Source organism: Pseudomonas sp. S2_C03 (genome assembly GCF_054668405.1).
Genome location: NZ_CP162766.1, coordinates 1113768 through 1138772, shown reverse-complemented (window position 1 = coordinate 1138772; position 25005 = coordinate 1113768). Strand labels below are relative to the sequence as shown.

Sequence of the window (25005 nt, the reverse complement as noted above, 5' to 3'; positions counted from 1 at the left end):
CGTGCGGCGCAGCCGCACACATCGAGAGGAGGTGCAGCGCAGCAAACCGTAGGCGATGTCCCCGGATGGATGCCGGAGCGAGGGTATCCCGAGCCTAGGCGAGGGACCGTACGCTTGGGGCAGCCTTTTTGGTTACTTTTTTCTGGGCCGGCATTCCGGGCGTTTGAAAAAAGTGACCCGCTGTAAGAGCGGAACCATAAGCGGCCGTTACCGCAGCAATGGATATGTACTCAATCCGAAAAAAACGGTCGGCCCGAAGGCCGCTATCGCGGGCAAGCCCGCTCCCACAGGGGACCGTGTCCAAGAGGACAAATCAGGTCGACCAAGACGCCACCGAGCCTCTATGATCCAGGTGTCGCCACCAGACCCACAAACCATGTTCCCCTCACTCAACACCTTCAAACCCTGCGACCTGCCCACCCTGCTCAGCAGCCTGGACCCCATCGCCACGCTGCTCGATACCCTGTCGGATGTCGCTTTCTTCATCAAGGATTGTGAAGCCCGCTACGTCTTCGTCAACCAGACCCTGGCCCTGCGCTGCGGCTTCAAACACCGCGAAGACCTGCTCGGGCTCACCGCCGACCAGGTCTTCCCCGCCCATTACGGCCCGCTCTACACCGAGCAGGACCGGCGAGTGCTATCCACCGGACGCGAACTGGCTGACCAACTGGAATTGCACCTGTACCTGGGCAACCAACCGGTGTGGTGCCTGACCCACAAACTCGCCCTGCACAATGAGCAAGGCCAGATCGTGGGATTGGCCGGCATCTCCCGCGATCTGCAACTCCCCCAGTCCAACCATCCGGCGTTTCAGAAACTCGCGGCGGTGGACGCCCATATCCGCCGTCACTTCGCCCGGCCCATCAGCCTGGCCGAACTGACCGCCATCGCCGGCTTCTCAGTGGCGCAACTCGAACGCCATTGCAAACGGGTATTCCAACTCACGCCCCGGCAGATGATCCACAAGGCGCGTCTCGAGGAAGGCTCGCGGCTCTTGCTCGAGACCGACTTGCCCATCACCGAAATCGCCCTGCGGTGTGGCTACACCGACCACAGCGCCTTCAGCCGCCAGTTCCGCGCACTGACCAGCCTCTCCCCCAGCCAATACCGTGAAGGTCGTCGCCAATAATAATGTTCCGTTAGGGGGCGCTGCGCACTTGGCGTGCTCCTTTCCGTAACACCTCCCAACCTCCGCCCTCGCGGCCAAAGATTCCATTCCCCCTGCAACCGCACTGTTTAGCGGCCTACTGGCCTTTCGCCAAAAAAACACAAAACCGGCACGCCACTTGCTAACAGTTAATATCGTATACGAAATCCTCAATACGATATCTAACAGCACTTTCCGACCACGAGGCTTCTATGAAAAACCCCGCATTTGCCGTAGCCCTCAGCGCTGTTCTCAGTACCTCCTTCGTCGCTACCGCCCAGGCCGACAAGCTCGATGACATCATCGGCTCCGGCAAGCTGCGCTGCGCCGTGACCCTGGACTTCCCGCCCATGGGCTTTCGCGATGCCAGCAACAAACCCGTCGGCTTCGACGTGGACTACTGCAACGACCTGGCGAAGATCCTCGGGGTCGAGGCTGAAGTGGTTGAAACGCCGTTCCCGGACCGCATTCCAGCGCTGATTTCCGGGCGTGCCGATGTGATCGTCGCGTCCACTTCCGACACCCTCGAACGTGCCAAGACCGTTGGCCTCACCGTGCCGTACTTCGCCTTTCAGATGGTCGTGCTGACTCGCGACAACACCGGCATCAACAGTTTCGACGACCTCAAGGGCAAGGCACTGGGTAACACCAGCGGCACCTTTGAAGCCATCGCCCTGGAAGGCGATGTGAAGAAATGGGGCAGCGGCACCTTCCGCGCCTATCAGTCGCAAAACGACACGCTGCTGGCTGTGGCCCAGGGTCACATCGACGCCACCGTCGTCACCAACACCGTGGCGGCCGCCACCATCAAGTCGGGTAAATACAAAAACCTGAAAGTCGCCGGTAACGCGCCCTACACCATCGACTACGTGTCCCTGGCTGCCAAGCGCAGCGAGTACGGCCTGCTCAACTACCTCAACCTGTTCGTCAACCAGCAGGTGCGTAGCGGCCGGTACAACGAGTTGTTCACAAAGTGGGTCGGCACCGAGATCCCGCCGACCGACCTGACCGTGCCGAAGGTCTACTACTAAGGTGTCCGGCATGCCTTTGCCACTGCACGGTCGCAGCCTGATGGCCGGCTACGCCCAGGGTCCGCTTCTGTTCGCTGATGTGGGCTTGAGCTTCTGGGGCGGGGTCGACCCCTTCAGCGGTGAGGTCATCGACCGTCACCATCCGCTCAGCGGCGAACAGTTGAGCGGTCGGGTGCTGGCCATTCCCAGCGGACGCGGCTCGTGCACCGGCAGCAGCGTGATGATGGAACTGATCAGCAACGGTCATGCGCCGGCCGCGCTGGTGTTGGCCGAAGCCGATGAGATCCTGACCCTGGGTGTGCTGGTGGCACAGGCGATTTTCGGGCGTTCCCTGCCGGTGCTGTGCATCGGCCGGGAAGCCTTCGCCACCTTGCGCGGCAAGGCCTTTGCCCGTATCGAGAACACCGGGTTGAGCCTGTTCGACCAGGCGCCCGCCGATGCCTGGCAAGCGCTCGGCACGCCATTGCAAACCCATGAAAGCGGCGGCCACATCGAGCTCAGTGAGCTCGATCATACCCTGCTCGATGGCAAGCACGGCAAAGCTGCGCAGATGGCCATGCAGATCGTCTTGCGCATGGCCGAACTGCAAGGCGCACCACGCTTGCTGGACGTGACCCAGGCGCACATCGACGGCTGCATCTACACGGGCCCGGCAAGCCTGCGTTTTGCCGAACAACTGGTGCAGTGGGGCGCGAAGGTTCGTGTGCCCACCACCCTCAATTCAATCTCCGTGGACCAGCGCCGCTGGCGCGAGCTGGGTATCGAGCCTGCATTGGGCGAACCCGCCAGCGCCCTGGGTGATGCCTACATGGCGATGGGCGCCAGCCTGAGTTTCACCTGTGCCCCGTACTTGCTCGACAGTGCCCCCAAGGCCGGCGAGCAGATCGTCTGGGCCGAATCCAACGCGGTAGTCTACGCCAACAGCGTGCTCGGCGCGCGCACCCTCAAGTACCCGGACTACCTGGACATCTGCATTGCCCTGACCGGCCGTGCCCCCATGATCGGCTGCCACCTGGACGCGCCACGCAAGGCGCAACTGCTGATCGAACTGCCGCCGTTGACTGAACTCGACGACGCGTTCTACCCCTTGCTCGGCTACCACGTCGGCGCCCTTGCCGGCACCCGGATTCCGCTGGTGCTGGGCCTCGAACAACAGGCGCCAGACCTCGATGACCTGAAAGCCTTCGGCGCGGCATTCGCCACCACGTCCGCTGCGCCGATGTTCCATATCGCGGGAGTCACCCCCGAAGCCTTGGATCCAACGCAGGTGCTGGACGGCGACACGGCGCTGCCCGAGGAACAGATCCAGTTGCAGGACCTGTTGCGCAGCTGGCGTGAACTCAACAGTGCCACGAATGCGCACGTGGACATTGTGTCCCTGGGCAATCCGCACTTCTCGCTCAGCGAATTCGCTCACCTGGCGCGCCTGTGCAGTGGCAAAAGCAAACACGCCACAACGGTGCTGGCGATTACCTGCGGTCGCGCCGTGCTGGAACAGGCCCGCGCCGCCGGCCACATCGACGAGATTGAACGCTTTGGCGCCACCCTGGTGACCGACACCTGCTGGTGCATGCTCGGCGAGCCGGTGATCCCGCCAGGCGCCACCACCCTGATGACCAACTCGGGCAAATTTGCCCATTACGCACCGGGCCTGGTAGGGCGCACGGTGCATTTCGCCAACCTCGCCGAATGCGTCGAAGCCGCTCGCACTGGCACTGCAAGCGGACGACTGCCCACCTGGCTGCAACCTGCCCTGCCGACGGAGACCCCTGCGCATGTTTGACTATACCTTCCAATGGCGCGCGGCCCTGCGCGCCCTGCCGGACATGCTCGCCGGCGCCTGGGTCACGTTCGAGACCGCGGCGTTGTCGATGATCTTCGGCGTGCTGATCGCCCTGGCCCTGACGGTCATGCGCGAGACCAAACAACCGCTGCTGCGCGCCATCGGCAACGGCTGGGTGTCGATCGCCCGTAACACCCCGTCGCTGTTCCAGATCTACATCCTGTATTTCGGCCTCGGCTCCATGGGCCTGCACGTCAGTTCGTGGATCGCCCTGCTGGCGGGGATCACCTTCAACAACGCCGGTTATCTGGCGGAAAACTTTCGCGGCGGACTCAAGGCCGTGCCCGGCACGCAGGTGCGCGCCGCCCGTTCACTGGGCATGAGCGCCTTCCAGGCCTACCGGCTGATCATCGTCCCGCAACTGTTGCGGATCGTGTTCTACCCGTTGAGCAACCAGATGGTCTGGGCGGTACTGATGACTTCGCTGGGGGTGATCGTCGGACTCAACAACGACCTGACCGGCGTGACCCAGGACTACAACGTCAAGACGTTCCGCACCTTCGAATATTTCGCCATCGCGGCGGTGCTGTATTACCTGATCGCGAAGGCGATTGTCGCGACAGCCCGGCTGATGGCCTGGCGGTTGTTCCGTTACTGAGGACGTGACCATGCTATCAACCAGTTTTACCTGGAACGATCTGTTGTTCCTGCTCGACGGCGCCTGGGTCACGCTGCAACTGACCTGCTGGGCGATTTTGCTGGGCACGTTCGCAGGGCTTATTTTCGGTTTGCTGCGCGCCCTGCTGCCACGGGCCACCCTGCCCCTGGCCTGGGTGCTGGACGTGTTTCGCAGCGTGCCGTTGTTGATCCAGTTCGTGCTGTTCAACTCGCTCAAGAGCATCGCCGGCCTGAACATCAGCGCCTTCTCCGTGGGCTGCATCGTACTGGGTGTCTACGCGGCCGCGTACTTCACCGAGATCGTGCGCGGTGGCGTGCTGGCGGTGCCGCTGACCTTGCGCCGGGCCAGCCGTTCGCTGGGCATGAGTTTCTTCCAGGACCTGCGCTTTGTCGTGCTGCCGATTGCCACGCGGGTCGCCTTCCCTGGCTGGCTCAACCTGGTGCTGGGCGTGATGAAAGACACCGCGCTGGTGATGTGGATCGGCATCGTCGAATTGCTGCGCGCCTCCCAAACCATCGTGACCCGCATCCAGGAACCGCTGCTGGTGCTGTGCATCGCGGGCCTCATTTACTACGTCATGAGCCTGGTGGTCGCACGCCTCGGCGCTCGTCTGGAAACAAGGTGGCAAGAAAATGATTGAGATCGAAAACGTACACAAATCCTTTGGCGACCTCGACGTGGTCAAGGGGGTCAGCCTGACCGTCAACAAGGGCGAAGTGGTTTCGATCATCGGCGGCTCGGGCTCGGGCAAATCGACCCTGCTGATGTGCATCAACGGCCTGGAACCGATCCAGAAAGGCAGCATCCGCGTCGACGGCATCGAGGTTCACGACCGTGCCACCGACCTCAATCGACTGCGGCAGAAGATCGGTATCGTGTTCCAGCAGTGGAATGCCTTCCCGCACCTGACCGTCCTGGAAAACGTGATGCTGGCGCCGCGCAAGGTGCTGGGCAAGAGCAAGGCCGAAGCCGAGGCGCTGGCCGTACAGCAACTGACCCACGTGGGCCTGGGCGACAAGCTCAAGGTGTTCCCCGGCAAGCTGTCGGGCGGCCAGCAACAGCGCATGGCCATCGCCCGCGCCCTGGCCATGTCACCGGACTACATGCTGTTCGACGAAGCCACCTCGGCCCTCGACCCGCAACTGGTGGGCGAAGTGCTGGACACCATGCGCATGCTCGCCGAGGACGGCATGACCATGGTGCTGGTGACCCACGAGATCCGCTTCGCCCGCGACGTGTCCGACCGCGTGGCGTTCTTCCGCAATGGCCTGGTGCATGAGATCGGCTCGCCGGACCAGGTGATCGGCAATCCGGTGCATGCCGAGACGGCGGCGTTTCTCAAGTCGGTGAAATAGCTGATGGCCCTATCGCGAGCAGGCTCGCTCCCACAGGGTTTTTCTGTGAATTAGAGATCCAAATCTCACCAGGGATCTTCTGTACAACAGAGGTCCCCTGTGGGAGCGGGCTTGCCCGCGATAGGGCCCGAAAGAACAACACAAGGAGCAACCCATGCGCTCATCAAAAGTCATCCACGTAGTCAGCTGCCACGCCGAAGGCGAAGTCGGCGACGTGATCGTCGGCGGCGTCGCCCCGCCACCCGGTGCGACGGTGTGGGAGCAATCCCGCTGGATCGCCCGGGATGAAACCCTGCGCAACTTCGTGCTCAACGAACCCCGTGGCGGCGTGTTTCGTCACGTCAACCTGCTGGTGCCAGCCAAGGATCCACGGGCGCAGATGGCCTGGATCATCATGGAACCGGCCGACACGCCGCCCATGTCCGGTTCCAATTCCCTGTGTGTGGCCACCGTGCTCCTCGACACCGGCATCCTGCCGATGACCGAACCGCAAACCCGGCTGGTGCTCGAAGCCCCCGGCGGCCTGATTGAAGCCGTGGCCGACTGCCGTGACGGCAAGGTCGAGCGTGTTGAGGTGAAGAATGTGCCGTCCTTCGCCGACCGCCTCGACGCGTGGATCGAAGTCGAAGGGCTGGGTTCGCTCAAGGTCGACACCGCCTATGGCGGCGACAGTTTCGTGATCGCCGATGCTCAGGGCCTGGGCTTTGCCATCCGCCCCGATGAGGCCGCCGACCTGGTGGCGGTCGGGCTGAAAATCACCCGCGCTGCCAACGAGCAACTGGGCTTCACTCATCCGTTGAACCCGGAGTGGTCGCACATTTCCTTCTGCCAGATTGCCGCCCCCGTCGTCATGGAAAACGGCATCGCCACCGGCGCCAATGCGGTGGTGATCCAACCGGGCAAGATCGACCGCTCGCCCACCGGCACCGGCTGCTCCGCACGCATGGCGGTATTGCAGGCCAAGGGCCTGATGCAGGTGGGCGAGCGCTTCATCGGTCGCTCGATCATCGGCTCCGAGTTCCACTGCCGCATCGACTCACTGACTGAAGTGGCCGGCCGCCCTGCTATCTACCCGTGTATTTCCGGGCGGGCCTGGGTCACGGGCACCCACCAACTGCTGCTCGATCCGAGCGATCCATGGCCACAAGGCTATCGACTGTCGGACACCTGGCCGGGCGCCTGACCGCGAGCGCGCTCGACACCCGGACCAACGGCGAAGAAAAAGCCTGCAAAAACAGAAATAGCACTAGCCGAGCATTGTCATTTTAAATATCGTATACGAAATACAATAAACAACCCCGGAGGCAACAATGAGCAAGCGCATTAACTGGAGTGGTGTTTTCCCCGCAGTGACCACCCAATTCAACGATGACTTCACCATCAACCTGGAAAAGACCCACGAAGTGATTTCCAACGTCATTCGTGACGGCGTGTCGGGCCTGGTGGTGTGTGGTTCGGTGGGCGAGAACACCTCGCTGACCGCCGAAGAAAAAATCGCCGTGACCGAAGTCGCGGTCGACGCCTCCCGTGGCCGTGTACCGGTCATCTGTGGCGTGGCCGAGTTCACCAGCGTGCAAGCGGCGAAAGTGGCCAACTCGGTGCGCAAGGTCGGCGTCGATGGCGTGATGCTGATGCCGGCGCTGGTCTACGGTTCCAAGCCGTTCGAGACCGCCGAGCACTACCGCTACGTGGCGAAAAACGCCGACGTGCCGTTGATGGTCTACAACAACCCGCCGATCTACAAAAACGACGTGACCCCGGACATCCTGATTTCCCTGGCCGACTGCGACAACGTGGTGTGCTTCAAGGATTCCTCGGGCGACACCCGCCGTTTCATCGACGTGCGCAATGAAGTGGGCGACCGTTTTGTGTTGTTCGCCGGCCTCGACGACGTGGTCCTGGAAAGCATTGCCGTGGGCGCCGAGGGCTGGGTCTCGGGCATGTCCAACGTATTCCCGAAAGAAGGCGAAACCATCTTCCGCCTGGCCAAGGCCGGTCGTTTTGCCGAAGCCATGCCGATCTACGAATGGCTGATGCCGATCCTGCACCTGGACGCCCGTGCCGACCTGGTCCAGTGCATCAAGCTGTGCGAAGCCATCGCCGGTCGCGGCAGCGCGCTGACCCGTCCACCGCGCCTGGCCCTGCCGGAAGCCGATCGTGTGTTCGTCGAGCAGATCATGGCCAAGGCCCTGGCCAACCGTCCGCACCTGCCCGACGTCGGCCTCTGAGTGATTGCCGGGCGGGTCCTCGCGGACCCGGCCCGGTTGCCTGTTTTTATGCGCCACTACAGGAAACGCGAGCATGTCCACCACTCAACACGCAACCACACCGGCCGGCCTCAAGCGCGTCGTGGCCGCCGCCATGGCCGGCACCGTCGCCGAATGGTATGAATTCTTTCTGTATGGCACTGCCTCGGCGCTGGTCTTCGGCCAGTTGTTCTTCCGCCAGACCGGCAACGCCATCGACGGCATCATCGCCGCCTTCGCCCTCTATGCCGTCGGCTTTCTCGCCCGCCCATTGGGCGGCCTTGTGTTCGGTCACTATGGTGACAAATTCGGGCGCAAGCGCCTGCTGCAACTGAGCCTGGTGGTCGTCGGTATCACCACCTTCCTGATGGGTTGCCTGCCCGGCTTCAACGAAATCGGCTACGCCGCACCCGTGCTGCTGGTGCTGCTGCGCCTGATCCAGGGTTTCGCCTTCGGCGGCGAATGGGGCGGCGCAATCCTGCTGGTGTCCGAACACTGTCCGGACAATCGCCGGGGCTTCTGGGCCAGTTGGCCGCAGGCGGGTGTGCCGGCGGGCAACCTGCTGGCAACCGTTGCCTTGCTGGCGTTGTCGTCGAGTCTGTCGGAGGAACAATTCCTTGCCTGGGGCTGGCGTGTGGCGTTCTGGCTGTCGGCCGTGGTCGTGCTGATCGGCTACTGGATTCGCACCAGCGTCGATGACGCACCGATTTTCAAGGAGGCCCAGGCCAAACAGGCACAGACCAAACAGCAGCAACTGGGGGTGGTGGAAGTGCTGCGCCATCACTGGCGCTCGGTGTTGGTCGGCATCGGCGCGCGATTCGCCGAGAACATTCTTTACTACACCGTCGTGACGTTCTCGATCACCTACCTGAAACTGGTAGTGCACAAGGACACCACGCAAATCCTGCTCCTGATGTTCGGCGCGCACCTGCTGCACTTCTTCCTGATTCCGCTGATGGGTTACCTGTCCGATCTGGTCGGGCGCAAACCGGTGTACCTGACCGGCGCGGTGCTCACGGCGTTCTGGGGTTTCGTCGGTTTCCCGATGATGGACACCGGCAACAACTGGCTGATCATGGCCGCCATCACCCTCGGCCTGGCCATCGAATCGATGACCTATGCGCCCTACTCGGCCTTGATGGCGGAGATGTTCCCGACCCACGTGCGCTACACCGCGTTGTCGCTGTGTTACCAGGTGGCGCCGATCTTCGCCGGCTCACTGGCCCCGCTGATCGCCATCACCCTGCTCAACAAGTACCAGAGTTCGACACCCATCGCGCTCTATCTGGTGGCCGCAGCGCTGATCTCCATCGTTGCCGTTGGCCTGACCCGGGAAACCCGTGGCAAGTCGCTGCACCTGGTCGACAGCGAGGCCGCCGCCCGTGTCGCCGCCACCGTGAAGGTCGAAGCGGCGGGCACCCGCCGCAGCGACTCGCTGGCCTGACGTGACGCCCCTGCCGGAGGCGCCTTCGCGTCTCCGGCAGGACACGCCACATTTCCAACAGGAGTTTTCATGTCCGAGATCATCGGCCACAACTACATCGGTGGCGCGCGCAGCGCTACCGGCACCATCACCGTGCACAGCCACGATGCCGTCACGGGTGAAGCGCTGCCCTTTACCTTCACTCAGGCGACTGCGGCAGAAGTCGATGCTGCAGCCCAAGCCGCCGCAACCGCTTACCCGACCTTTCGTGGCCTTTCGGCCAGCCGCCGTGCCGAATTCCTCGAAGCCATCGCCACGCAACTCGAAGCGTTGGACGACGACTTCGTCACGCTGGTGACCCGCGAGACCGCACTGCCCACCGCCCGCATCCAGGGCGAGCGCCTGCGCACCAGCAACCAGATGCGCCTGTTCGCTCAGGTACTGCGCCGTGGTGATTTTTACGCGGCGCGTATCGACCGCGCACTGCCCGAGCGCCAGCCGCTGCCACGTGTGGACCTGCGCCAATATCGGATCGGCGTCGGCCCGGTGGCGGTGTTCGGCGCCAGCAACTTCCCACTGGCCTTCTCCACCGCCGGCGGCGATACCGCTGCCGCACTGGCTGCCGGTTGCCCGGTGGTGTTCAAGGCCCACAGCGGGCACATGGCGACCGCCGAGCGGGTGGCGGACGCCATCCTCCGCGCCGCCGAGCAGACCGGCATGCCCAAGGGCGTGTTCAACATGATCTACGGCGCCGGCGTTGGTGAAGCACTGGTCAAGCATCCGGCGATCCAGGCGGTGGGTTTCACCGGGTCGCTCAAGGGGGGCGCGCATTGTGCGACATGGCCGCCGCACGAGCGCAACCCATCCCGGTGTTCGCGGAGATGAGCAGCATCAATCCGGTGGTGATCCTGCCCGACGCGTTGCAGGCAAGGGGCGAGAAAATTGCCAACGAACTGGCCGCCTCGGTGGTGCAGGGCTGTGGTCAGTTCTGTACCAACCCGGGCCTGGTGATCGGTATCCGTTCCCCGGCCTTCAGTGCATTTACCGCCTCGCTGACCGGACTGATGGCCGGGCAACCCGCGCAAACCATGCTCAACCACGGGACGCTGAACAGCTACGCCAAGGGCGTACAGACCTTGCTCGCACAACCGGGCATCGAACATCTGGCCGGACGTGAACAACAAGGCAGGCAGGCACAACCACAACTGTTCAAGGCAGACGTCAGCCTGTTGCTCGAAGGCAACCCGTTGTTGCAGGAAGAAGTGTTTGGCCCGACGACGGTGCTGGTGGAGGTCGCTGACGATGCCCAGTTGCAACAGGCATTACGCAGCCTCAACGGGCAACTCACGGCCACCTTGATTGCCGAGGCCGGCGACCTGCAACAGCACGCCGCGTTGCTGCCGCTGCTGGAGCAAAAGGTCGGTCGGGTGCTGTTCAATGGCTACCCCACCGGCGTCGAAGTCTGCGACGCCATGGTGCATGGCGGGCCCTACCCGGCCACTTCCGATGCCCGTGGCACGTCAGTGGGCAGCCTGGCCATCGAACGTTTCCTGCGCCCGGTTTGCTACCAGAACTGCCCCGACGCGCTGCTGCCCGAGCCACTGAAAAACGCCAACCCGCTGGGCATCGCACGACTGGTGGACGGTGCAAGCACGCGCGACGCGCTGTAAAAAAAGCGCCACCGATGGTTCGGTGGCGCTTTGCCGTTATCCCAGCAGTGCCTTCAGATCGCTGTACAACCCCTCTGGAATCTGCACGCCCTCCTCCAGGCTGCGCGCCCGCGCTTCATAGCGTCGCTGCGACGGCAAGCGGGCGCCCTGCCCCTGAATGCTCTCGAACAGCACCTCGGCACGCGCCAGGTGCTGCTCGCTGGTGCCGCCGAGGAAACGTTGCGGATCGAAGGCGATGATCAGTTCACCATGGTAAGGCGACGACTTGCTGCCCGCGTCATAGACCAGGGACTCGGCGCTGGTGAGGTCACCAATCAGGGGACCTGCGATCAGCTCGACCATCGCCGCCAGCGCCGAGCCCTTATGCCCACCGAAAGTCAGCATCGCGCCGGCATCGAGCACCACGTTGGCATCGGTGCTCGGCTGGCCGTGCCCATCCACACCCCAGCCTTCAGGAATGGCCTTGCCCGCGCGGCGATGCAACTCGATGTCACCGCGAGCAATCGCACTGGTGGCGAAGTCGAACACAAAGGGATCCTTGCCCGGACGCGGCCAGCCGAATGCAATGGGGTTGGTGCCAAACACCGGTTGATGCCCACCCGCTGGCGCGACCCAGGCATGGCTGGGATTACAGGCCAGCGCCACGAGGCCGGCGGCGGTCAGTTGCTCGATCTCGACCCACAACGCCGAGAAGTGCACACAATGGTTGATCGCCAGAGCGGCAATGCCGTTGGCCCGGGTCTTCTCCATCAACGATGCAAGCCCTGCCTGAAACGCCAGTTGCGAAAAACCACCGGCGGCATCGACCCGCACAATCGAAGGCGCCTGATCGATCACCTGCGGCTCGGCATCGGCCGACACCTTTCCGGCCCTGAGCGAATTCACACAACCCAACACCCGGTACAAGCCATGGGAAGCGCAGCCATCACGCTCACCGGCAATCACCGTGGCGGTCACAGCCTGGGCGTGGGCCAGGTTGAAACCGTTATGCAACAAGATCGATTCGGCCAGCTCGCGAGCCTCGGCCAGGGTCAGTCGGATCATAATCCACTCCTTGAACAGACCGACCAGCCTGGCGCAGATGCACCGCAAAGGCTTGATCGGTTTAGCCAGGGGGAATGACGAATTCGGCACATCCGACATCCATGGCGATTGAACCACCGCATTCGCGAGCAAGCCCGCTCCCACAAAGGCCGCGGATGACCCTGTAGGAGCGAGCATGCTCGCGATGGTGGTCGGAACACCGCGAGGTGTCAGGCTGCCAGCGTTATCGTTGACGACCATCGCGAGCATGCTCGCTCCTACAGGGGGATATGTTTAGCCTGCAGGGACGAGGTTATCCAGCGCCCGATTCACCGCCAGGTCCGCCAGCATGATGATCTGTTGGATGCCCAACAACATGCTGCGCTGCGGCCCGTCCACGAATACCGCAAGATCACCGGCCAGGATGCTCGCCGAGGCCAGGGATTCGCAAGCACTGGCCAGCAGGGTTTCGGTGTCGATGTCCGGGGCAATCTGGAACAGGGTGCTGGGGGTGTGGGGGGATGCGGATTTCAGCAGCGCTGGGTCGAAACCGAGGTCGTCTACAGGATCTGTGTGCGGGGATGATTCGGGGGGATTTGGGGTTGGTTTTGGCATGGAAGTCTCCTATGAATTTTCTTCGCCACCATGACCTATCGCTAAACAAGTAAGGGTGGCAGCTATGCGCGGGTTAGCGATCCGGGACATAGGAATCCCGGGTAGACCCGAAGGTCTCCCACGCACAGCCGCCATAACACGCCATCGCAGACACAAAAGTCTGTGAGTGTTAGGAGCGGTGTGATGCCTATGTGGAGTCGGATCGCTAAACCCGATCGCTGAATTGGCAGCGATACGCAGACATTAGGGACCGGAGCCAAGCCACACAAGCCGGCGGATTCTGGCGGAGTTGTAGGCAAAGGCGCAAGACAAGGCAAATTCGGAACGTTCTGACAGAACCGCCCCCTGTAGGAGCGAGCTTGCTCGCGATGGTGGTCGGAACACCGCGGGGTGTCAGGCTGCCAGCGTTATCGTTGACGTCCATCGCGACGGTTCGACGCCTCGACATGCTCGCTCCTACAGGGACAGCGCCAGCCAAACCAAACCAAACCAAACCACGAGGTCGAGCGTTAGCTCGCCTCGCAGGCTTTTGATCCACCCGCCCCTTCGGCAGGCTGAGTGGAGGCATTCATCCGGGGAGTGGGCGCGTAGCGCCGTGCGGCGAAGCCGCACACATCGAGAGGAGGTGCAGCGAAGCAAACCGGAGGCGATGTCCCCGGAGGGATGCCGGAGCGAAGGAACCACGAGCCTCAGCGAGAGGCCGTACGCTGGGGCCAGCGTTTTTTTGCTTACTTTTTTTTGGCGCTTGTAAAAAAAGTGAGTCGCCGTAAGGGCGAAACCATAGGCGGCCGTTACCGCAGGAATGGATATGTACGCCGTAAGGCCGCCATCGCGAGCAAGCTCGCTCCTACAGAAAGACAACAAAAAAACCAAAAAAACACCGCCTTCATTTCCCCCTGCCCGTTGTTTTGCCGTAGCCTCGAACTCACACGGGTTCCAGACCCCAAACCTGCACAAGGCTGTCGACTGTTTTTCCATGCGCAAACTTCTGTACCTGACCTTCTCCATGGCGTTGATCGCCGCCCTGACCACCTACGCCATGTGGGCCGCCGATCGACCGGCGGGGCATTACCTGTCGGACCTGCGGATCAACCTCGCCGTCGACCAGGGCACGCCAGCCGATCGCGGCAACCTGTTGGGCATCCAGCCCGAGCTGTTCCCCACCGACTATCAAAGCCCCGACCGCCTGCGCCGCAAGCTGGCCGCCTATCTTCAAAATGCCCAGAACCAGGGCCTGGTCAACGAAAAGACCATCGTCGTACTGCCCGAGCACATCGGCACCTGGCTGATGATCAGCGGTGAAAAGGACGAGCTGTACCAAGCCAATACCATCAGGGAAGCCATGAACTGGCTGGCGGTAAGCAACCCCGTGCACTTCCTGCGCGCCCTGATAAGCGCCACCGGCGACAATCGCCTGGACGATGCGCACCTGCGCATGAAAGCCAAAGAGATGGCCAGGGACTACCAGACGCTGTTCGGTGGCCTGGCGAAAGAGTTTCGGGTGACGCTGGTCGCCGGCTCCATCGTGCTGCCCGAACCGAGCGTCATCGACGGCATCCTGAAGGTCGGCCACGGTGCGCTGTACAACAGCAGCGTCGTGTTCGGTCGCGACGGCCTGCCGATTGGCCAGCCGCAGCGCCAGATGCATCCGGTCTTCAACCGGCAGGATGTGTTACAGGCCAACGTCGGTGAGTCGCTCACCGTCGTCGACACCCCGGCCGGACGCCTCGGCGTGCTGATCGGCCGTGATAGCTGGTATCCGGACAACTATCGCCTGCTCGACGATCAGGGCGCGCAACTGGTGGCCGTCCCGGCATTCGTCAACGGTCGCAATACGTGGGACCAGCCTTGGCAAGGCTACAAGGGACAGACGCCCACGGTCGTCAGCCTCAAGGTCGGTGAAATCAGTGAAGGCCAAGCCTGGCAACGCCTGACGCTGACAGCGCAACCACCCGCCAGCCAAGCCATCGCCGGCATCAGCGTTTTCCTGCGTGGCCAGTTCTGGGATCAGGGCAGCGCCGGACAAAGTTTCCTCACCCGTGACGGGCAGCATTTCGCCAGCGATCCGGTGCGTGGCGCCCGCTTGCTGAACCTGTGGTTGTAACCGATGAAACCCTCGCCGATGCGCCTGGGCGATCTGTCGGTGGGCTTTGTTCACAGCCTGGCCGATGCGGTACGCAGCCATGGCATTGACCCGCAGCCCTTGCTCGAACAATACGGCCTCGACTCGGCCCGACTTGGTGAGGCCTGCGGTCGCTTGTCGATCCCACGCTATATGCGCCTGGGACACAGCGCGATTCAACTGACAGACAACCCCGCGCTGGGTTTGCGCATGGGCCAGCTCAGCCGCCTGAACCAGGTCGGCCTGGCCGGGGTCACCGCCGCGCAGGCGCCGACAGTGCGGGAAGCAGCGCGCTGCCTGACGCGCTTCGAAGCCCTGTACGGCTCCAACTATCGTGGCCAGTCGAGCTTTCATGAAGACGCCCAGGGCGCCTGGCTGCGGTTTTACTCCATCAGCCCGTACAACGCCTACAACCGCTTCGTGGTGGATTCGATCATCGCTGGCTGGCTGCAGCAATTGTCCAGCGTCAGCGCAACCTCACTGCGTGCCGAGCGCATCGACATCGAGTTCGAGGCACCGGCCTATCGTGAAGCCTATGGGGAAATGGGCGACTGCCCGATTCAGTTCGCAGCCGAGCACAACCAGCTTCGCCTGAGCCTGGCCAGCCTCGCCCTGCGCAACCCGGTGCATTGCCCGAGCACGTGGCGGCACCTGCTGCAACTGTGTGAACGGGAACTGGAGCAACTGACACGCACCCGCAGCCTGCGTGAACGCATCATTGCGTTGCTGGGGCCGTTGCTCAATGGTGGTCGGGAACCCGACCTCGAAGAAGTGGCGGCACGCCTGAAACTGCCGACCTGGACCTTGCGCCGCCGCTTGGCCGAGGAAGGTACGCAATTTCGCGCAATCCTCAACGACACCCGTCGCGACCTGGCCATGACTTACATACGCGATACCGAACTGGCGTTCGGTGAAATTGCCTACCTGCTGGGCTTTGCCTCAGCCGAGGCCTTTCAACGCGCATTCAAACGCTGGAGCGGTCAGACACCCGGCGAATTTCGCCGCAGCCGCAGAGGGACAGTTTGAATCTGCGAGCCTCAGGCTTACAGCTCGGTAGCGTCTTCCGCAGGCTCAACGGGGTCGAGTTCAAAGGCCTGGAACTCGAGCAACTCTTCCTGATATTCGTCCATGGTGCTTCCTCTTCTTAAGTGGTCTGGATAACTGACCTGCCACTTGAGCCTAAAGTGCCAACGTGAAAGAAAAATGACGCACCCACGACAGCTCATCGCTACTGAATAAAACGTAGCAGCGGGTCAGGAATTTATCACGGGATTTTTTGCTTCGTGACGCACGCCCCCCTGTAGGAGCGAGCTTGCTCCGGGCGGCGTTCCGACGATGGTCGTCAACGATGACGTTGGGCAACTGACACCCCGCGGGGTCTGAGCGTCCATCGCAAGCATTCGAGCATCGACCGGCTGCGCCTACAAAAAGCTTGTTTTCCGGGACTCACAGCAGCTTGGAAACATCCTACAGATCCCGCGCCATAACATTTGGACGCATCCTACGCGCCTATCAGAACCGTCCTATTTCCACAATTTTCAGCTTCTAGAACACTGACCCGCACCCAACGCGGGTGGATAAAAACCTCCCCGCCAGTCCATCCAGGCCAGGGAGGCTTGACCATGAGTTCACTGCCGATTTTCTTCGACCACAGCCGCCACAAACTCTGGGTGCGCAACCTCGAGCCCTCCCTCGACGTGCTGGCCTTCCACGGCGAAGAGCGCCTCAGCCAACCCTTTTGCTACCACATCGAATTCACCAGCACCGAGCAGGACCTGGCCGCCCAGCAACTGCTCGGCCAGGACGCCGGCTTCAGCCTGCATTCCATACCGATCGCGGTGATGCCCTGGGAAACGCTGACCATCGAACCGCTGCGCACCCTGCAAGGAGTGATCACCGGTTTCCAGCGCCTGTCCGCCTCCAAGGACGAAGCGCGCTACGAAATCACCCTGCAACCGCGCCTGCAACTGCTCGGCCTCGGCCGGCAATACCGCATCTACCAACATAAGTCGGTGCCGGAAATCGTCGAGAGCATCCTGCGCAGCCGACACGACATGCGTGGCCATGAGTTCTTGTTTCGCCTCAAACGCGAATACCCCCGGCGCGAGCAGGTCATGCAATACGGCGAGAGCGACCTGGCATTCATCAACCGCCTGCTGGCGGAGGTCGGCATCTGGTACCGCTTTGTCAGCAACGAGCGTCTGCGCTTCGATGTGGTGGAGTTCTGCGATAACCAGTGCGGTTACCAGTTCGACGTGCAGTTGCCGCACCGCCCGCCAGCGGGGTTGGGCAGCGACGAGGTCGGCGTGTGGGCCCTGCAAAACCGCCACCGGGTGGTGGAACAACACGTCAACGTGCGCACCTATCAGCACCGCGACGCCAAGGCCCGGCTCGATGCCGAGGTCGATCATACCCGTGGCGCGCCGGGCACTTACGGCGAGGCCTACCACTACGCCGAACCCTATCGGGCGCTGGGCGATCCTTACGAGCGCCACGAAAAACAGCTCGGTGAAAGCGGCTACTTCTTCGCCCGCCTGCGCCACGAGCGATACCTCAACGACCAGACGCACCTGAGTGGCACCAGCAACAGCCCGACCCTGGCGCCAGGCCAGGTGCTGGCCATCAGCGACGGCGCCCCACTAGCCTTCAACCCGAGCTGCGCGGTCATCGCCGTCAGCATCCGCGCCAGCCGCGATGGCGCGTTCATCTGCCAGTTCCAGGCCATGCCCTACAGCGAAGAGCTGTGTTTCCGCCCGCCGTTGTTGCCCAAACCGCAGATCGCCGGCACCGTGCCCGCCCGCGTCACCAGCGGCCTGGCCCACGACCGCTACGCCGAAATCGACAAGGAAGGCCGCTACAAGGTCAACTTCCTGTTCGACCGCGACACCTGGCCACTCGGCCGCGAAAGCGCCTGGCTTCGCCTGGCCCGGCCCTACGCCGGCGACACCCACGGCCTGCACCTGCCGCTGATCTGCGGCACCGAAGTGGCCATCGCCTTCGAACAGGGCGACCCCGACCGCCCCTACATCGCCCACGCCCTGCACGACAGCGAACACCCCGACCACGTCACCCTCAACGCCCGCAACTACAAGCGCAACGTGCTGCGCACCCCGGCCAACAACAAGCTGCGCATGGACGACAGCCGAGGCCAGGAGCACGTCAAGCTGAGCACCGAGTATGGCGGCAAGAGCCAGTTGAATCTGGGGCATCTGGTGGATGCGCAGCAGAAAAAGCGCGGGGAAGGGTTTGAGCTGAGGACCGATGATTGGGGCAGTGTGCGGGCGGGTAAGGGGGTGTTCATCAGTGCGGATGCGCAGAGCAAAGCCCAAGGCCCGGTCCTCGACATGAGCGCTGCCGTCAACCGTCTGCAACAGGCCGGTAAACAACTGCAAAAGCTCTCCACCGACGCCCAGGCCGCCCACGCCGAACCGGCGGATGTGGCGGCGCAATTGCACCTGCTGCGCCAGGACCTGGAACAACTGAAATCCTCGGTGCTGCTGCTCAGCGCCCCACAAGGTATCGCCCTCACCAGCGGCCAGCACCTGCAACTGGCCGCGCAGGACAACCTGATGTTCAACGCCGGCGGCGAAGCGGACATCAGCGTGGTCAAGCGCCTGTTCATCGGCGTGGGCCAGGGCTTGAGTCTGTTCGTGCGCAAGCTGGGTATCAAGCTGATCGCCAATCAGGGCGCGGTGAGCATCCAGGCGCAGAACGACAAGTTGCAAGTGCTGGCCCGGCATGGTTTGGACATCACCAGTACCGAAGATGAAGTGCGCATTACGGCCAAAAAGAAAATCATCCTGAATGCCGGTGGCAGTTACCTGACCCTGGAAAAGTGTGGGATCGAGTCCGGCACCGCGGGGGACTACAAGGTCAAGTCGGCCTATTACGGATACACCCAAACCAAGGCCACCCAGCCGATGCGCCAATCCTGGTTGCCGGCAAAGATCGACCCGCCGCTGGAGTTCGACGAGCAGTTCCGGATATTCACCGCCGATGACCAGCCCTGGGCTAACACGCGGTACAAGATCACCGCCGCCTCCGGCCAGACCTGGAAAGGCACCACCGACAGTCAGGGGTTTACCGAGCGCGTCTACACACAGACGCCGCAAGCGCTGTCGTTGAGTTATGACCTGGAGGAAGAGGAAGAAGAGGAAGAGCAGGAGGGGATCACGCTGCGGATCGGGCTGTTCTTTGATGGGACCGGGAATAACCTGGGTAACTCAGCGCATACCGCAGATTGCCGTCTTGAGAATGTCGGGCATAGCCAGCGGGAGATCGAGAGCATCCTCAAGCAGTGCATTGAAAGCGGATTTGGCGATTTTGACGGTGAAGCGTTTGGCAGTGCCCCGGATAACAGTTATGGGAATGCGCCGAGTAATGTGGCGCATCTGCATGGTTTGTATCCGGACCATGCCAGTGATGCCTTGCTAGAGGGAAGTGAGATTGGTTATGTGAAGGTCTATTTGGATGGGATCGGCACCACCAGTGAAAAAGCTGATTCGGTCTACATTGGGCAAGGCATGGGGCTTGGGGAGACCGGGGTAGTGGCGCGGGTCATGCAGGCGCCGACTCTCATTGAAAGGCAGTTGGAGCGCCTTCACAAAGCTAATCCCGAGACATGCATTCGACGTGTCGAGTTCGACATCTTGGGCTTCAGCCGCGGCGCAGCCGCTGCTCGACATTGCGCCAACGAGCTGCTCAAGCCTGGGTTTGGGGTATTCAAGGAATTGCTAAAGCCAGGTCACTTCGGCTTGTTGAAGAGTTTCGATCCGGGCATGGATGTCTGCATCAACTTCATCGGCCTATTCGACACTGTCGCCGCCATCTTCGACCTCCCCGAGCTTCTCGATGGTGACTTGGGTGTGCACAACGACAACAACCCCGGTGTGAACCTGTACCTGCCGCCCAACTGTGCGCGCAAGGTTATTCAGCTACAGGCGCGGGACGAGCGCCGCCAAAACTTTGCGCTGAACAGCGTGCTGGAAGATCACCAGCAAATCATTCTGCCCGGGGTGCACTCGGACATTGGCGGCGGCTACTTGCCCAAGGCTCGCGAGCGGGTGTGGCTGACCAAACCACGGCGTTTCACCGTACCGGCCAATCGCCCAGTGGACGCACAGCTTGCGTGGGCAGAAGCGCGCTTCAAGAAGGTTCAGTTGGAGGGCACCGGTGTCGCGGTTGACGGCCAACTCAACATCAAGGCCTGGCCGATCGCCCAGGCACCTCGGGGGCCACAGGAACCGCAAAACGAAGACTATTTCCTGATCATCGAACTGGACCGGCCGGTGCGTGGTGAGCTTTCGTTGATTCCATTGCGGGTGATGCGTGAGTTGGCGGTGCGGTATGGGGTTCCGTTCAAAACCGTAGAGGGTCGAACGGACCTGAAACTACCTGAAGAGTTGAAGCCGATCGCCGAGCGCATTCTGGATCAGGTGCTGGGTGAACTTGAGGTCAGCCTTCATCGCGACCAGGAAAGTTTGCTGCGTCGTCGCTACATCCACCAGTCTGCGCATTGGGTGCCCAGTGGACCTTTTCTCGTAAGCAAACCGACAGAAAACGGGCAGCGCAACGTTTACCCCAACCTGCCGCAGAAGGGGTATCCACAATGATGCGTCTCGTCTTGCTCATGGGACTGTTGGTCAGTTTGAGTGCATGTGCCAGTGGGCCAAAAGTGCCCCCTCGCCCCCAGTTGCCTTACGACAGTTGGTACGTCGCTTTGGCTGCTCCACGTTTTATGGAAGTGTGGGTCGAAGGCGTGGATGTACTCGATCAGCGCCGGCTGGCGTTCTACCGCGTGACTGGTGGCGTGGCCAGCTACACCCGCCAGCCAGAAGGCTGGCACAAGGGTGGAGGTGGGGGTATGCCAATGAACAATGTCGACTTGCCAGTGGAGCTTTTCCTGCGCTGGCAATCACTGGTGGAACCGCAGACCTACAAGATCGGCATCAAGATCCCGCAGAGGGTGCGCGATGAGATGGTCCGACCGGAGCGGGTATTTTGCCAAGGCTCAAGAAAATGGAAGCATGATTATCGCGACACCATCACCCTCGGCATGGCCCCCGGCGGCATCGTCAAGGTCTGGTTCGGTGGGCCTTGCCTGGATTTTAGGGAAGTCGGTCGCTTTCAGGCCGAGATCGAGCCGCTGGGACCTTACCGAGGTGGTAGCGAAGGTCAGTACGTCACCATCGAACCCGAAAACAAAGCTTACGTCGAAAAACACGGGATTCCTTATGGGAGTTGGTAACGAGTGATCGGTGCTTAGCGAGTTGTCGTTGATCCCGTTGCGCGCGCGGTCATGACGCGCATCAAGACCAGAGGCATCCGGGGGCGCAGGGCTGGCAGCGGTCCCCGGAACGCAGGTGACTTACAGCGCCGGAATCGGCTCGCTCGGCGGTGGCAGGTCCGAGGCTGGCGGTGGCGTGATGGTCTCGGTCTGCGGTGCCGGTTCGGCACTTGGCGTCGGAGCCACAGGGGCAGGCTCAGGCGGCGCAGCCACCGGTTGCGAGGCGGCAGGCTCGGGGGTGGGGGTCGGCTCGGCAGCAGGCGCAGGTTGCGGCGTTGCCGGCGCGGCTGGCGTCACCGGGGCCTCAGGCACGCCCAGGTCGGTTTTTGGTTTCTCTTCGATGTGCGCCGCTTTCTTCGCTTCCGGCGGCAGGAACAGCTCGACCAGGGCAAAGAAACGTTCGTAGAACTTGGCCGATGAGACCGTCTCACTGGCCACCTTGACCATGGAGTCATCCGAGGAGCCAATCGGCATCGATACGGAGCCCAGCACGCCCACGCCGACACTGGCGGAGTTGCTGCTCTTCTTCAGCGCATAACTGTCCTGAAGCGCGTTGGCGAACACGGTCGCATGATGCCCTTCGCTGCCGTCATCGGCGCAAACCACACTGAAGCTGATCTCCATGTGCGTCTCGCCGGTCTGCTGGAAGCTCTTGTGACCGGAAATCAGTTTTGGATCGCTGCTGGTGATGATGTAACCCTGGCTGAGCAACGCACGACGGGCGGCTTCACAGCTTTGTTTGTCGGTCACCGGGTAATTGCGCGAAAAGGTTCCGGAGTCGTCAAAGTTCTCATGCTCATAGATCGCGGCTTTCTTCGACGAGCAACCGGCTGCGGCGGCCAGCACCAACGCCAGCCCGACAACCCGTGCGGGAGATGATTTAAACATTGAGCATCCTGATGAAAACGGTTCGGCGCGTATTGTGCAACATAACGTTGCTTAGCGTGGCATCGATTAGTGTCTTGAAACATTTACAAGTGTACTGACTGCGATTTACCGGAAAAAGTCGTTCGACGAATATTTCAGGTGACGGACAGCATCAGTGAATTTTCGAGCGCCCATAAAAAACCCCGACCTTTCGGTCGGGGTTTTCATACCGCGCGAAACTCAACCAGGCGTCAGTAGCGCTGGATGTCCGCTTCGGCTTCCAGTTGCTTGCGATACGCCGCGAAGTCCTGCTGACCGATGCGCGAAGCAAGGAAGCGACGGTATTGCGTCTTTTCTTCCTCGCTAGGCGCGGCGGCTTCATTGACACCGTTCAGACGCACGATCACCAGGCTGCCATCCGCCAGGGTCACGCTGGTGAACGTCGGCTTGTCCTTGCTGGCCGGTTTCGGCATGCGGAACAACGCTTGCAACACCGTCGGGTCAACCCCTTCCTGAGCCCGAGTGGCTGCGGCCGTCACTTTCCAGCTCTGGCCGTCGATAGCCTTGTCCAGTGGCGCCTTGCCGTCGCGCAGATCGGCGATCAGCTTTTCAGCCTTGGTCTTGGCGGCAGCGCTGGCGTGCTCTTTGGTCAACTGGCTGCGGATCGCAGCAGACACGCTTTCCAGAGGCAATTGCGACGGTTTCAGGTGTTCCTTGGCGCGCAACACGATCACGGTTTCCGGATCGAGTTCGATGGCGGTGCTGTTGGCACCCTCATCCAGCACTTCAGGACTGAAAGCAGCCGTCAACACGGCACGGTTGGCGGCAATACCTTCGCCCCCTTCCCGGCCAAATGGCTTGGAGGTGTGTACGGTCAGTTTCAGGTCCTGCGCCGGCTGGGCGAGGTCTGAGGACTCGAACGACGAATCTTCCAGCTGCTTGGTCGCCTCGACGAAACGCTGTTCGACCTGTTGGGTTTTCAGCTCACGGGTCAGCTTGTCTTTCAGGCTGGCGAAGGTCGGTACTTCCGGTGCTTCGACACCCAGCAGCTTGATCAGGTGAAAACCGAAGTCGGTGCGCACCGGCGCGGACACCTGGTCCTTGGCCAGCGCATACAGCGCGGTTTCGAACGCTGGATCGTAAACGCCCGGGCCGGCAAAGCCGAGGTCGCCGCCGTTGTTGGCCGAGCCTGGGTCCTGGGAAAATTCCTTGGCCAGGGCTTCGAACTTCTCGCCTTTGGCCAGGCGTGCCTGGATGTCTTCGATCTTGGCCTTGGCTTGCGCCTCGGTCATTTTGTCGTTCACTTCGATCAGAATGTGCGCAGCCCGACGTTGCTCGGACAGGTTGGCAATTTCTTTCTGATACGCCGCTTGCAGGTCTTCGTCTTTGACGGCGACCTGATCGAAGAAGGACGACTTCTTCAATTCGATGTAATCGATGACCACCTGATCCGGGGTCATGAATTCCTTGGCGTGCTCGTCGTAGTAAGCCTTGACCTCATCATCGGTCAGCTTCACGGCAGCCGGAGCAGCCTTGACGTCCAGGGAAGCGAAGTCGCGGGTCTGCTTTTCCAGGCGGGCGAAAGCCAACACCTGGGCGTCGGTAACGAAACCGCTGCCTGCCAGGCCGGCACGCAGCTGGCCGATCAGCATTTCCTGGGCCAGCATCTGGCGGAATTGCATGCGGCTGTAGCCGAGTTGACGGATGACCTGGTCGAAACGCTCAGGACTGAACTTGCCGTCCACCTGGAATTCAGGCGTCTGCAGAATCACTTGGTCCAACGCGCCTTCGGAGAAAGCGAACTTGGATTTTTCTGCGCCTTGCAGCAGCAACTTGCGATCGATCAGGCCTTTGAGGGCCGATTCGCGCAGCATTTTTTCGTCGAGCAAGGACGCATCGAAATCCTTGCCCAGCTGTTGCATGAGCTGACGGCGTTGCATATCGACCGCCTGGCTCAGCTCGTTCTGGCTGATTTCGTCGCCGTTGACCTTGGCCGCATCATTCTTGTGCGTCGTAGCCTGAAAAATCGCGTCGAAACCGGTCAGGGCCATCAGTACAACGATGACCCCGATAATGGTCTTGGCAATCCAGCCTTGTGAATTGTCCCTGATATTTTGCAGCATGCGTCCCCCAGAAACGGTTGAACTTCAAAAATTTAGGCAACCGTGGAGTGTGGGTAGAATCCGGATAGAAGAAAGGCGCATCCGAGGATGCGCCTTCTCGTAACTGGCGGAGCGGACCAAGAATTCGAATTTGCGACCCTTGGTGTCTCGGACCGGCAATTTGCCGGTTGGCCTACCGCCCCGCTACCAGATCAGGCATGACCCCGACCCGGACAGGTAAAAACCTGAATCAAACTTAGTTGACAGCTTCTTTCAGCGCTTTACCGGCTTTGAAACCTGGCTTTTTAGCGGCTGCGATTTGCAGTTGCTTGCCGGTCTGTGGGTTACGACCCACGCGAGCTGGACGATCAGTCACGGAGAAAGTACCGAAGCCAACCAGAACAACGGAGTCGCCAGCCTTGAGAGCGCCAGTGACGGATTCGATTACAGCGTCCAGCGCACGGCCAGCAGCAGCTTTCGGGATATCAGCGGATGCAGCGATAGCATCAATCAGTTCCGACTTGTTCACTCTAAAGTCCCCTTATATCTATTTGAGTATGATTCTAAGTTTTTTGGTGAAAGCAAAAACGAGTGCTGAATGGCCTACAGACACTATAAGAGCCGCTTTATAACAAGGGCTCTAAAAAGCTGTCAAC

General features: G+C 61.6%; 18 protein-coding genes and 2 pseudogenes. 15 read left to right on the top strand and 5 right to left on the bottom strand.

Annotated features, from left to right (window positions below):
• Positions 1–376: 376 nt before the first annotated feature.
• The 10 genes and pseudogenes from AB4N64_RS05105 (at position 377) to AB4N64_RS05060 (ending at position 11334) form a co-directional block, all read left to right on the top strand.
• Positions 377–1129 (top strand): helix-turn-helix domain-containing protein, encoded by a 753-nt coding sequence (locus AB4N64_RS05105; protein WP_460122536.1) that lies wholly within the window; start codon positions 377–379, stop codon positions 1127–1129.
• Positions 1130–1359: 230 nt separating this feature from the next.
• A complete protein-coding gene (locus AB4N64_RS05100; protein ID WP_460122535.1) occupies positions 1360–2178 on the top strand; it encodes an ABC transporter substrate-binding protein in 819 nt (272 codons plus the stop codon).
• Positions 2179–2188: 10 nt separating this feature from the next.
• Positions 2189–3961, top strand: coding sequence for a cis-3-hydroxy-L-proline dehydratase (lhpI, locus tag AB4N64_RS05095; RefSeq protein ID WP_460122534.1), 1773 nt, complete (start codon positions 2189–2191; stop codon positions 3959–3961).
• A complete protein-coding gene (locus tag AB4N64_RS05090) occupies positions 3954–4619 on the top strand; it encodes an amino acid ABC transporter permease (RefSeq protein ID WP_460122532.1) in 666 nt (221 codons plus the stop codon). The genes lhpI and AB4N64_RS05090 overlap by 8 nt, the downstream gene beginning before the upstream one ends.
• 10 nt (positions 4620–4629) lie before the next feature.
• Positions 4630–5280, top strand: coding sequence for an amino acid ABC transporter permease (locus AB4N64_RS05085; protein ID WP_460122530.1), 651 nt, complete (start codon positions 4630–4632; stop codon positions 5278–5280).
• Positions 5273–5995 carry an amino acid ABC transporter ATP-binding protein gene (locus AB4N64_RS05080; RefSeq protein WP_460122528.1) on the top strand — a complete coding sequence of 241 codons (723 nt, stop codon included), beginning with the start codon at positions 5273–5275 and terminating at the stop codon, positions 5993–5995. The genes AB4N64_RS05085 and AB4N64_RS05080 overlap by 8 nt, the downstream gene beginning before the upstream one ends.
• A 154-nt stretch (positions 5996–6149) precedes the next feature.
• Positions 6150–7178 carry a trans-3-hydroxy-L-proline dehydratase gene (locus AB4N64_RS05075; RefSeq protein WP_460122526.1) on the top strand — a complete coding sequence of 343 codons (1029 nt, stop codon included), beginning with the start codon at positions 6150–6152 and terminating at the stop codon, positions 7176–7178.
• A 127-nt stretch (positions 7179–7305) separates the two neighbouring features.
• On the top strand, positions 7306–8223 hold the full coding sequence (locus AB4N64_RS05070) for a dihydrodipicolinate synthase family protein (RefSeq protein ID WP_460122524.1): 918 nt from the start codon (positions 7306–7308) through the stop codon (positions 8221–8223).
• A gap of 73 nt (positions 8224–8296) precedes the next feature.
• Positions 8297–9685, top strand: coding sequence for a fosfomycin efflux MFS transporter AbaF (gene abaF / locus AB4N64_RS05065; RefSeq protein WP_460122522.1), 1389 nt, complete (start codon positions 8297–8299; stop codon positions 9683–9685).
• Positions 9686–9754: 69 nt separating this feature from the next.
• Positions 9755–11334, top strand: a pseudogene (locus AB4N64_RS05060) (aldehyde dehydrogenase (NADP(+))).
• Between the two features lie 36 nt (positions 11335–11370).
• Here the strand turns inward: AB4N64_RS05060 and AB4N64_RS05055 are convergent.
• Positions 11371–12378, bottom strand: a complete 1008-nt coding sequence (locus AB4N64_RS05055) for an Ldh family oxidoreductase (RefSeq protein WP_460126615.1) — start codon at positions 12376–12378, stop codon at positions 11371–11373.
• A 273-nt stretch (positions 12379–12651) separates the two neighbouring features.
• Positions 12652–12972: a DUF6124 family protein gene (locus AB4N64_RS05050; RefSeq protein ID WP_460122520.1), complete on the bottom strand. Its 321-nt coding sequence runs from the start codon at positions 12970–12972 to the stop codon at positions 12652–12654.
• Positions 12973–13948: 976 nt separating this feature from the next.
• Here AB4N64_RS05050 and AB4N64_RS05045 point away from each other — a divergent pair.
• The 5 genes and pseudogenes from AB4N64_RS05045 (at position 13949) to AB4N64_RS05025 (ending at position 21341) form a co-directional block, all read left to right on the top strand.
• Positions 13949–15076, top strand: a complete 1128-nt coding sequence (locus AB4N64_RS05045) for a carbon-nitrogen hydrolase family protein (protein WP_460122518.1) — start codon at positions 13949–13951, stop codon at positions 15074–15076.
• A gap of 3 nt (positions 15077–15079) precedes the next feature.
• Positions 15080–16120, top strand: a complete 1041-nt coding sequence (locus AB4N64_RS05040; protein WP_460122516.1) for an AraC family transcriptional regulator — start codon at positions 15080–15082, stop codon at positions 16118–16120.
• Positions 16121–16716: 596 nt separating this feature from the next.
• Positions 16717–19173, top strand: a pseudogene (locus AB4N64_RS05035) (type VI secretion system Vgr family protein); the annotation flags it as partial.
• 444 nt (positions 19174–19617) lie between these two features.
• Entirely contained in the window at positions 19618–20706 is a 1089-nt protein-coding gene (locus AB4N64_RS05030; protein ID WP_460126613.1) for a T6SS phospholipase effector Tle1-like catalytic domain-containing protein, read from the top strand.
• Positions 20703–21341, top strand: a complete 639-nt coding sequence (locus AB4N64_RS05025) for a DUF2931 family protein (protein WP_460122514.1) — start codon at positions 20703–20705, stop codon at positions 21339–21341. The genes AB4N64_RS05030 and AB4N64_RS05025 overlap by 4 nt, the downstream gene beginning before the upstream one ends.
• Positions 21342–21461: 120 nt before the next feature.
• Here AB4N64_RS05025 and AB4N64_RS05020 read toward each other — a convergent pair whose 3' ends face one another.
• From AB4N64_RS05020 to AB4N64_RS05010, 3 genes are all read right to left on the bottom strand, one after another.
• Positions 21462–22268, bottom strand: a complete 807-nt coding sequence (locus AB4N64_RS05020; protein ID WP_460122512.1) for a DUF2242 domain-containing protein — start codon at positions 22266–22268, stop codon at positions 21462–21464.
• A 230-nt stretch (positions 22269–22498) separates the two neighbouring features.
• Positions 22499–24370, bottom strand: coding sequence for a SurA N-terminal domain-containing protein (locus tag AB4N64_RS05015; protein WP_460122510.1), 1872 nt, complete (start codon positions 24368–24370; stop codon positions 22499–22501).
• A gap of 235 nt (positions 24371–24605) precedes the next feature.
• Complete coding sequence (locus tag AB4N64_RS05010) at positions 24606–24878, bottom strand: HU family DNA-binding protein (protein WP_460122508.1); 273 nt, start codon at positions 24876–24878, stop codon at positions 24606–24608.
• Positions 24879–25005: the final 127 nt, after the last annotated feature.

Coding starts and splice junctions, on each gene's coding strand:
- AB4N64_RS05105 (WP_460122536.1), top strand. CDS start 377: ATGTTCCCCTCACTCAACACCTTCAAACCCTGCGACCTGCCCACCCTG.
- AB4N64_RS05100 (WP_460122535.1), top strand. CDS start 1,360: ATGAAAAACCCCGCATTTGCCGTAGCCCTCAGCGCTGTTCTCAGTACC.
- lhpI (WP_460122534.1), top strand. CDS start 2,189: ATGCCTTTGCCACTGCACGGTCGCAGCCTGATGGCCGGCTACGCCCAG.
- AB4N64_RS05090 (WP_460122532.1), top strand. CDS start 3,954: ATGTTTGACTATACCTTCCAATGGCGCGCGGCCCTGCGCGCCCTGCCG.
- AB4N64_RS05085 (WP_460122530.1), top strand. CDS start 4,630: ATGCTATCAACCAGTTTTACCTGGAACGATCTGTTGTTCCTGCTCGAC.
- AB4N64_RS05080 (WP_460122528.1), top strand. CDS start 5,273: ATGATTGAGATCGAAAACGTACACAAATCCTTTGGCGACCTCGACGTG.
- AB4N64_RS05075 (WP_460122526.1), top strand. CDS start 6,150: ATGCGCTCATCAAAAGTCATCCACGTAGTCAGCTGCCACGCCGAAGGC.
- AB4N64_RS05070 (WP_460122524.1), top strand. CDS start 7,306: ATGAGCAAGCGCATTAACTGGAGTGGTGTTTTCCCCGCAGTGACCACC.
- abaF (WP_460122522.1), top strand. CDS start 8,297: ATGTCCACCACTCAACACGCAACCACACCGGCCGGCCTCAAGCGCGTC.
- AB4N64_RS05055 (WP_460126615.1), bottom strand. CDS start 12,378: ATGATCCGACTGACCCTGGCCGAGGCTCGCGAGCTGGCCGAATCGATC.
- AB4N64_RS05050 (WP_460122520.1), bottom strand. CDS start 12,972: ATGCCAAAACCAACCCCAAATCCCCCCGAATCATCCCCGCACACAGAT.
- AB4N64_RS05045 (WP_460122518.1), top strand. CDS start 13,949: ATGCGCAAACTTCTGTACCTGACCTTCTCCATGGCGTTGATCGCCGCC.
- AB4N64_RS05040 (WP_460122516.1), top strand. CDS start 15,080: ATGAAACCCTCGCCGATGCGCCTGGGCGATCTGTCGGTGGGCTTTGTT.
- AB4N64_RS05030 (WP_460126613.1), top strand. CDS start 19,618: ATGGGGCTTGGGGAGACCGGGGTAGTGGCGCGGGTCATGCAGGCGCCG.
- AB4N64_RS05025 (WP_460122514.1), top strand. CDS start 20,703: ATGATGCGTCTCGTCTTGCTCATGGGACTGTTGGTCAGTTTGAGTGCA.
- AB4N64_RS05020 (WP_460122512.1), bottom strand. CDS start 22,268: ATGTTTAAATCATCTCCCGCACGGGTTGTCGGGCTGGCGTTGGTGCTG.
- AB4N64_RS05015 (WP_460122510.1), bottom strand. CDS start 24,370: ATGCTGCAAAATATCAGGGACAATTCACAAGGCTGGATTGCCAAGACC.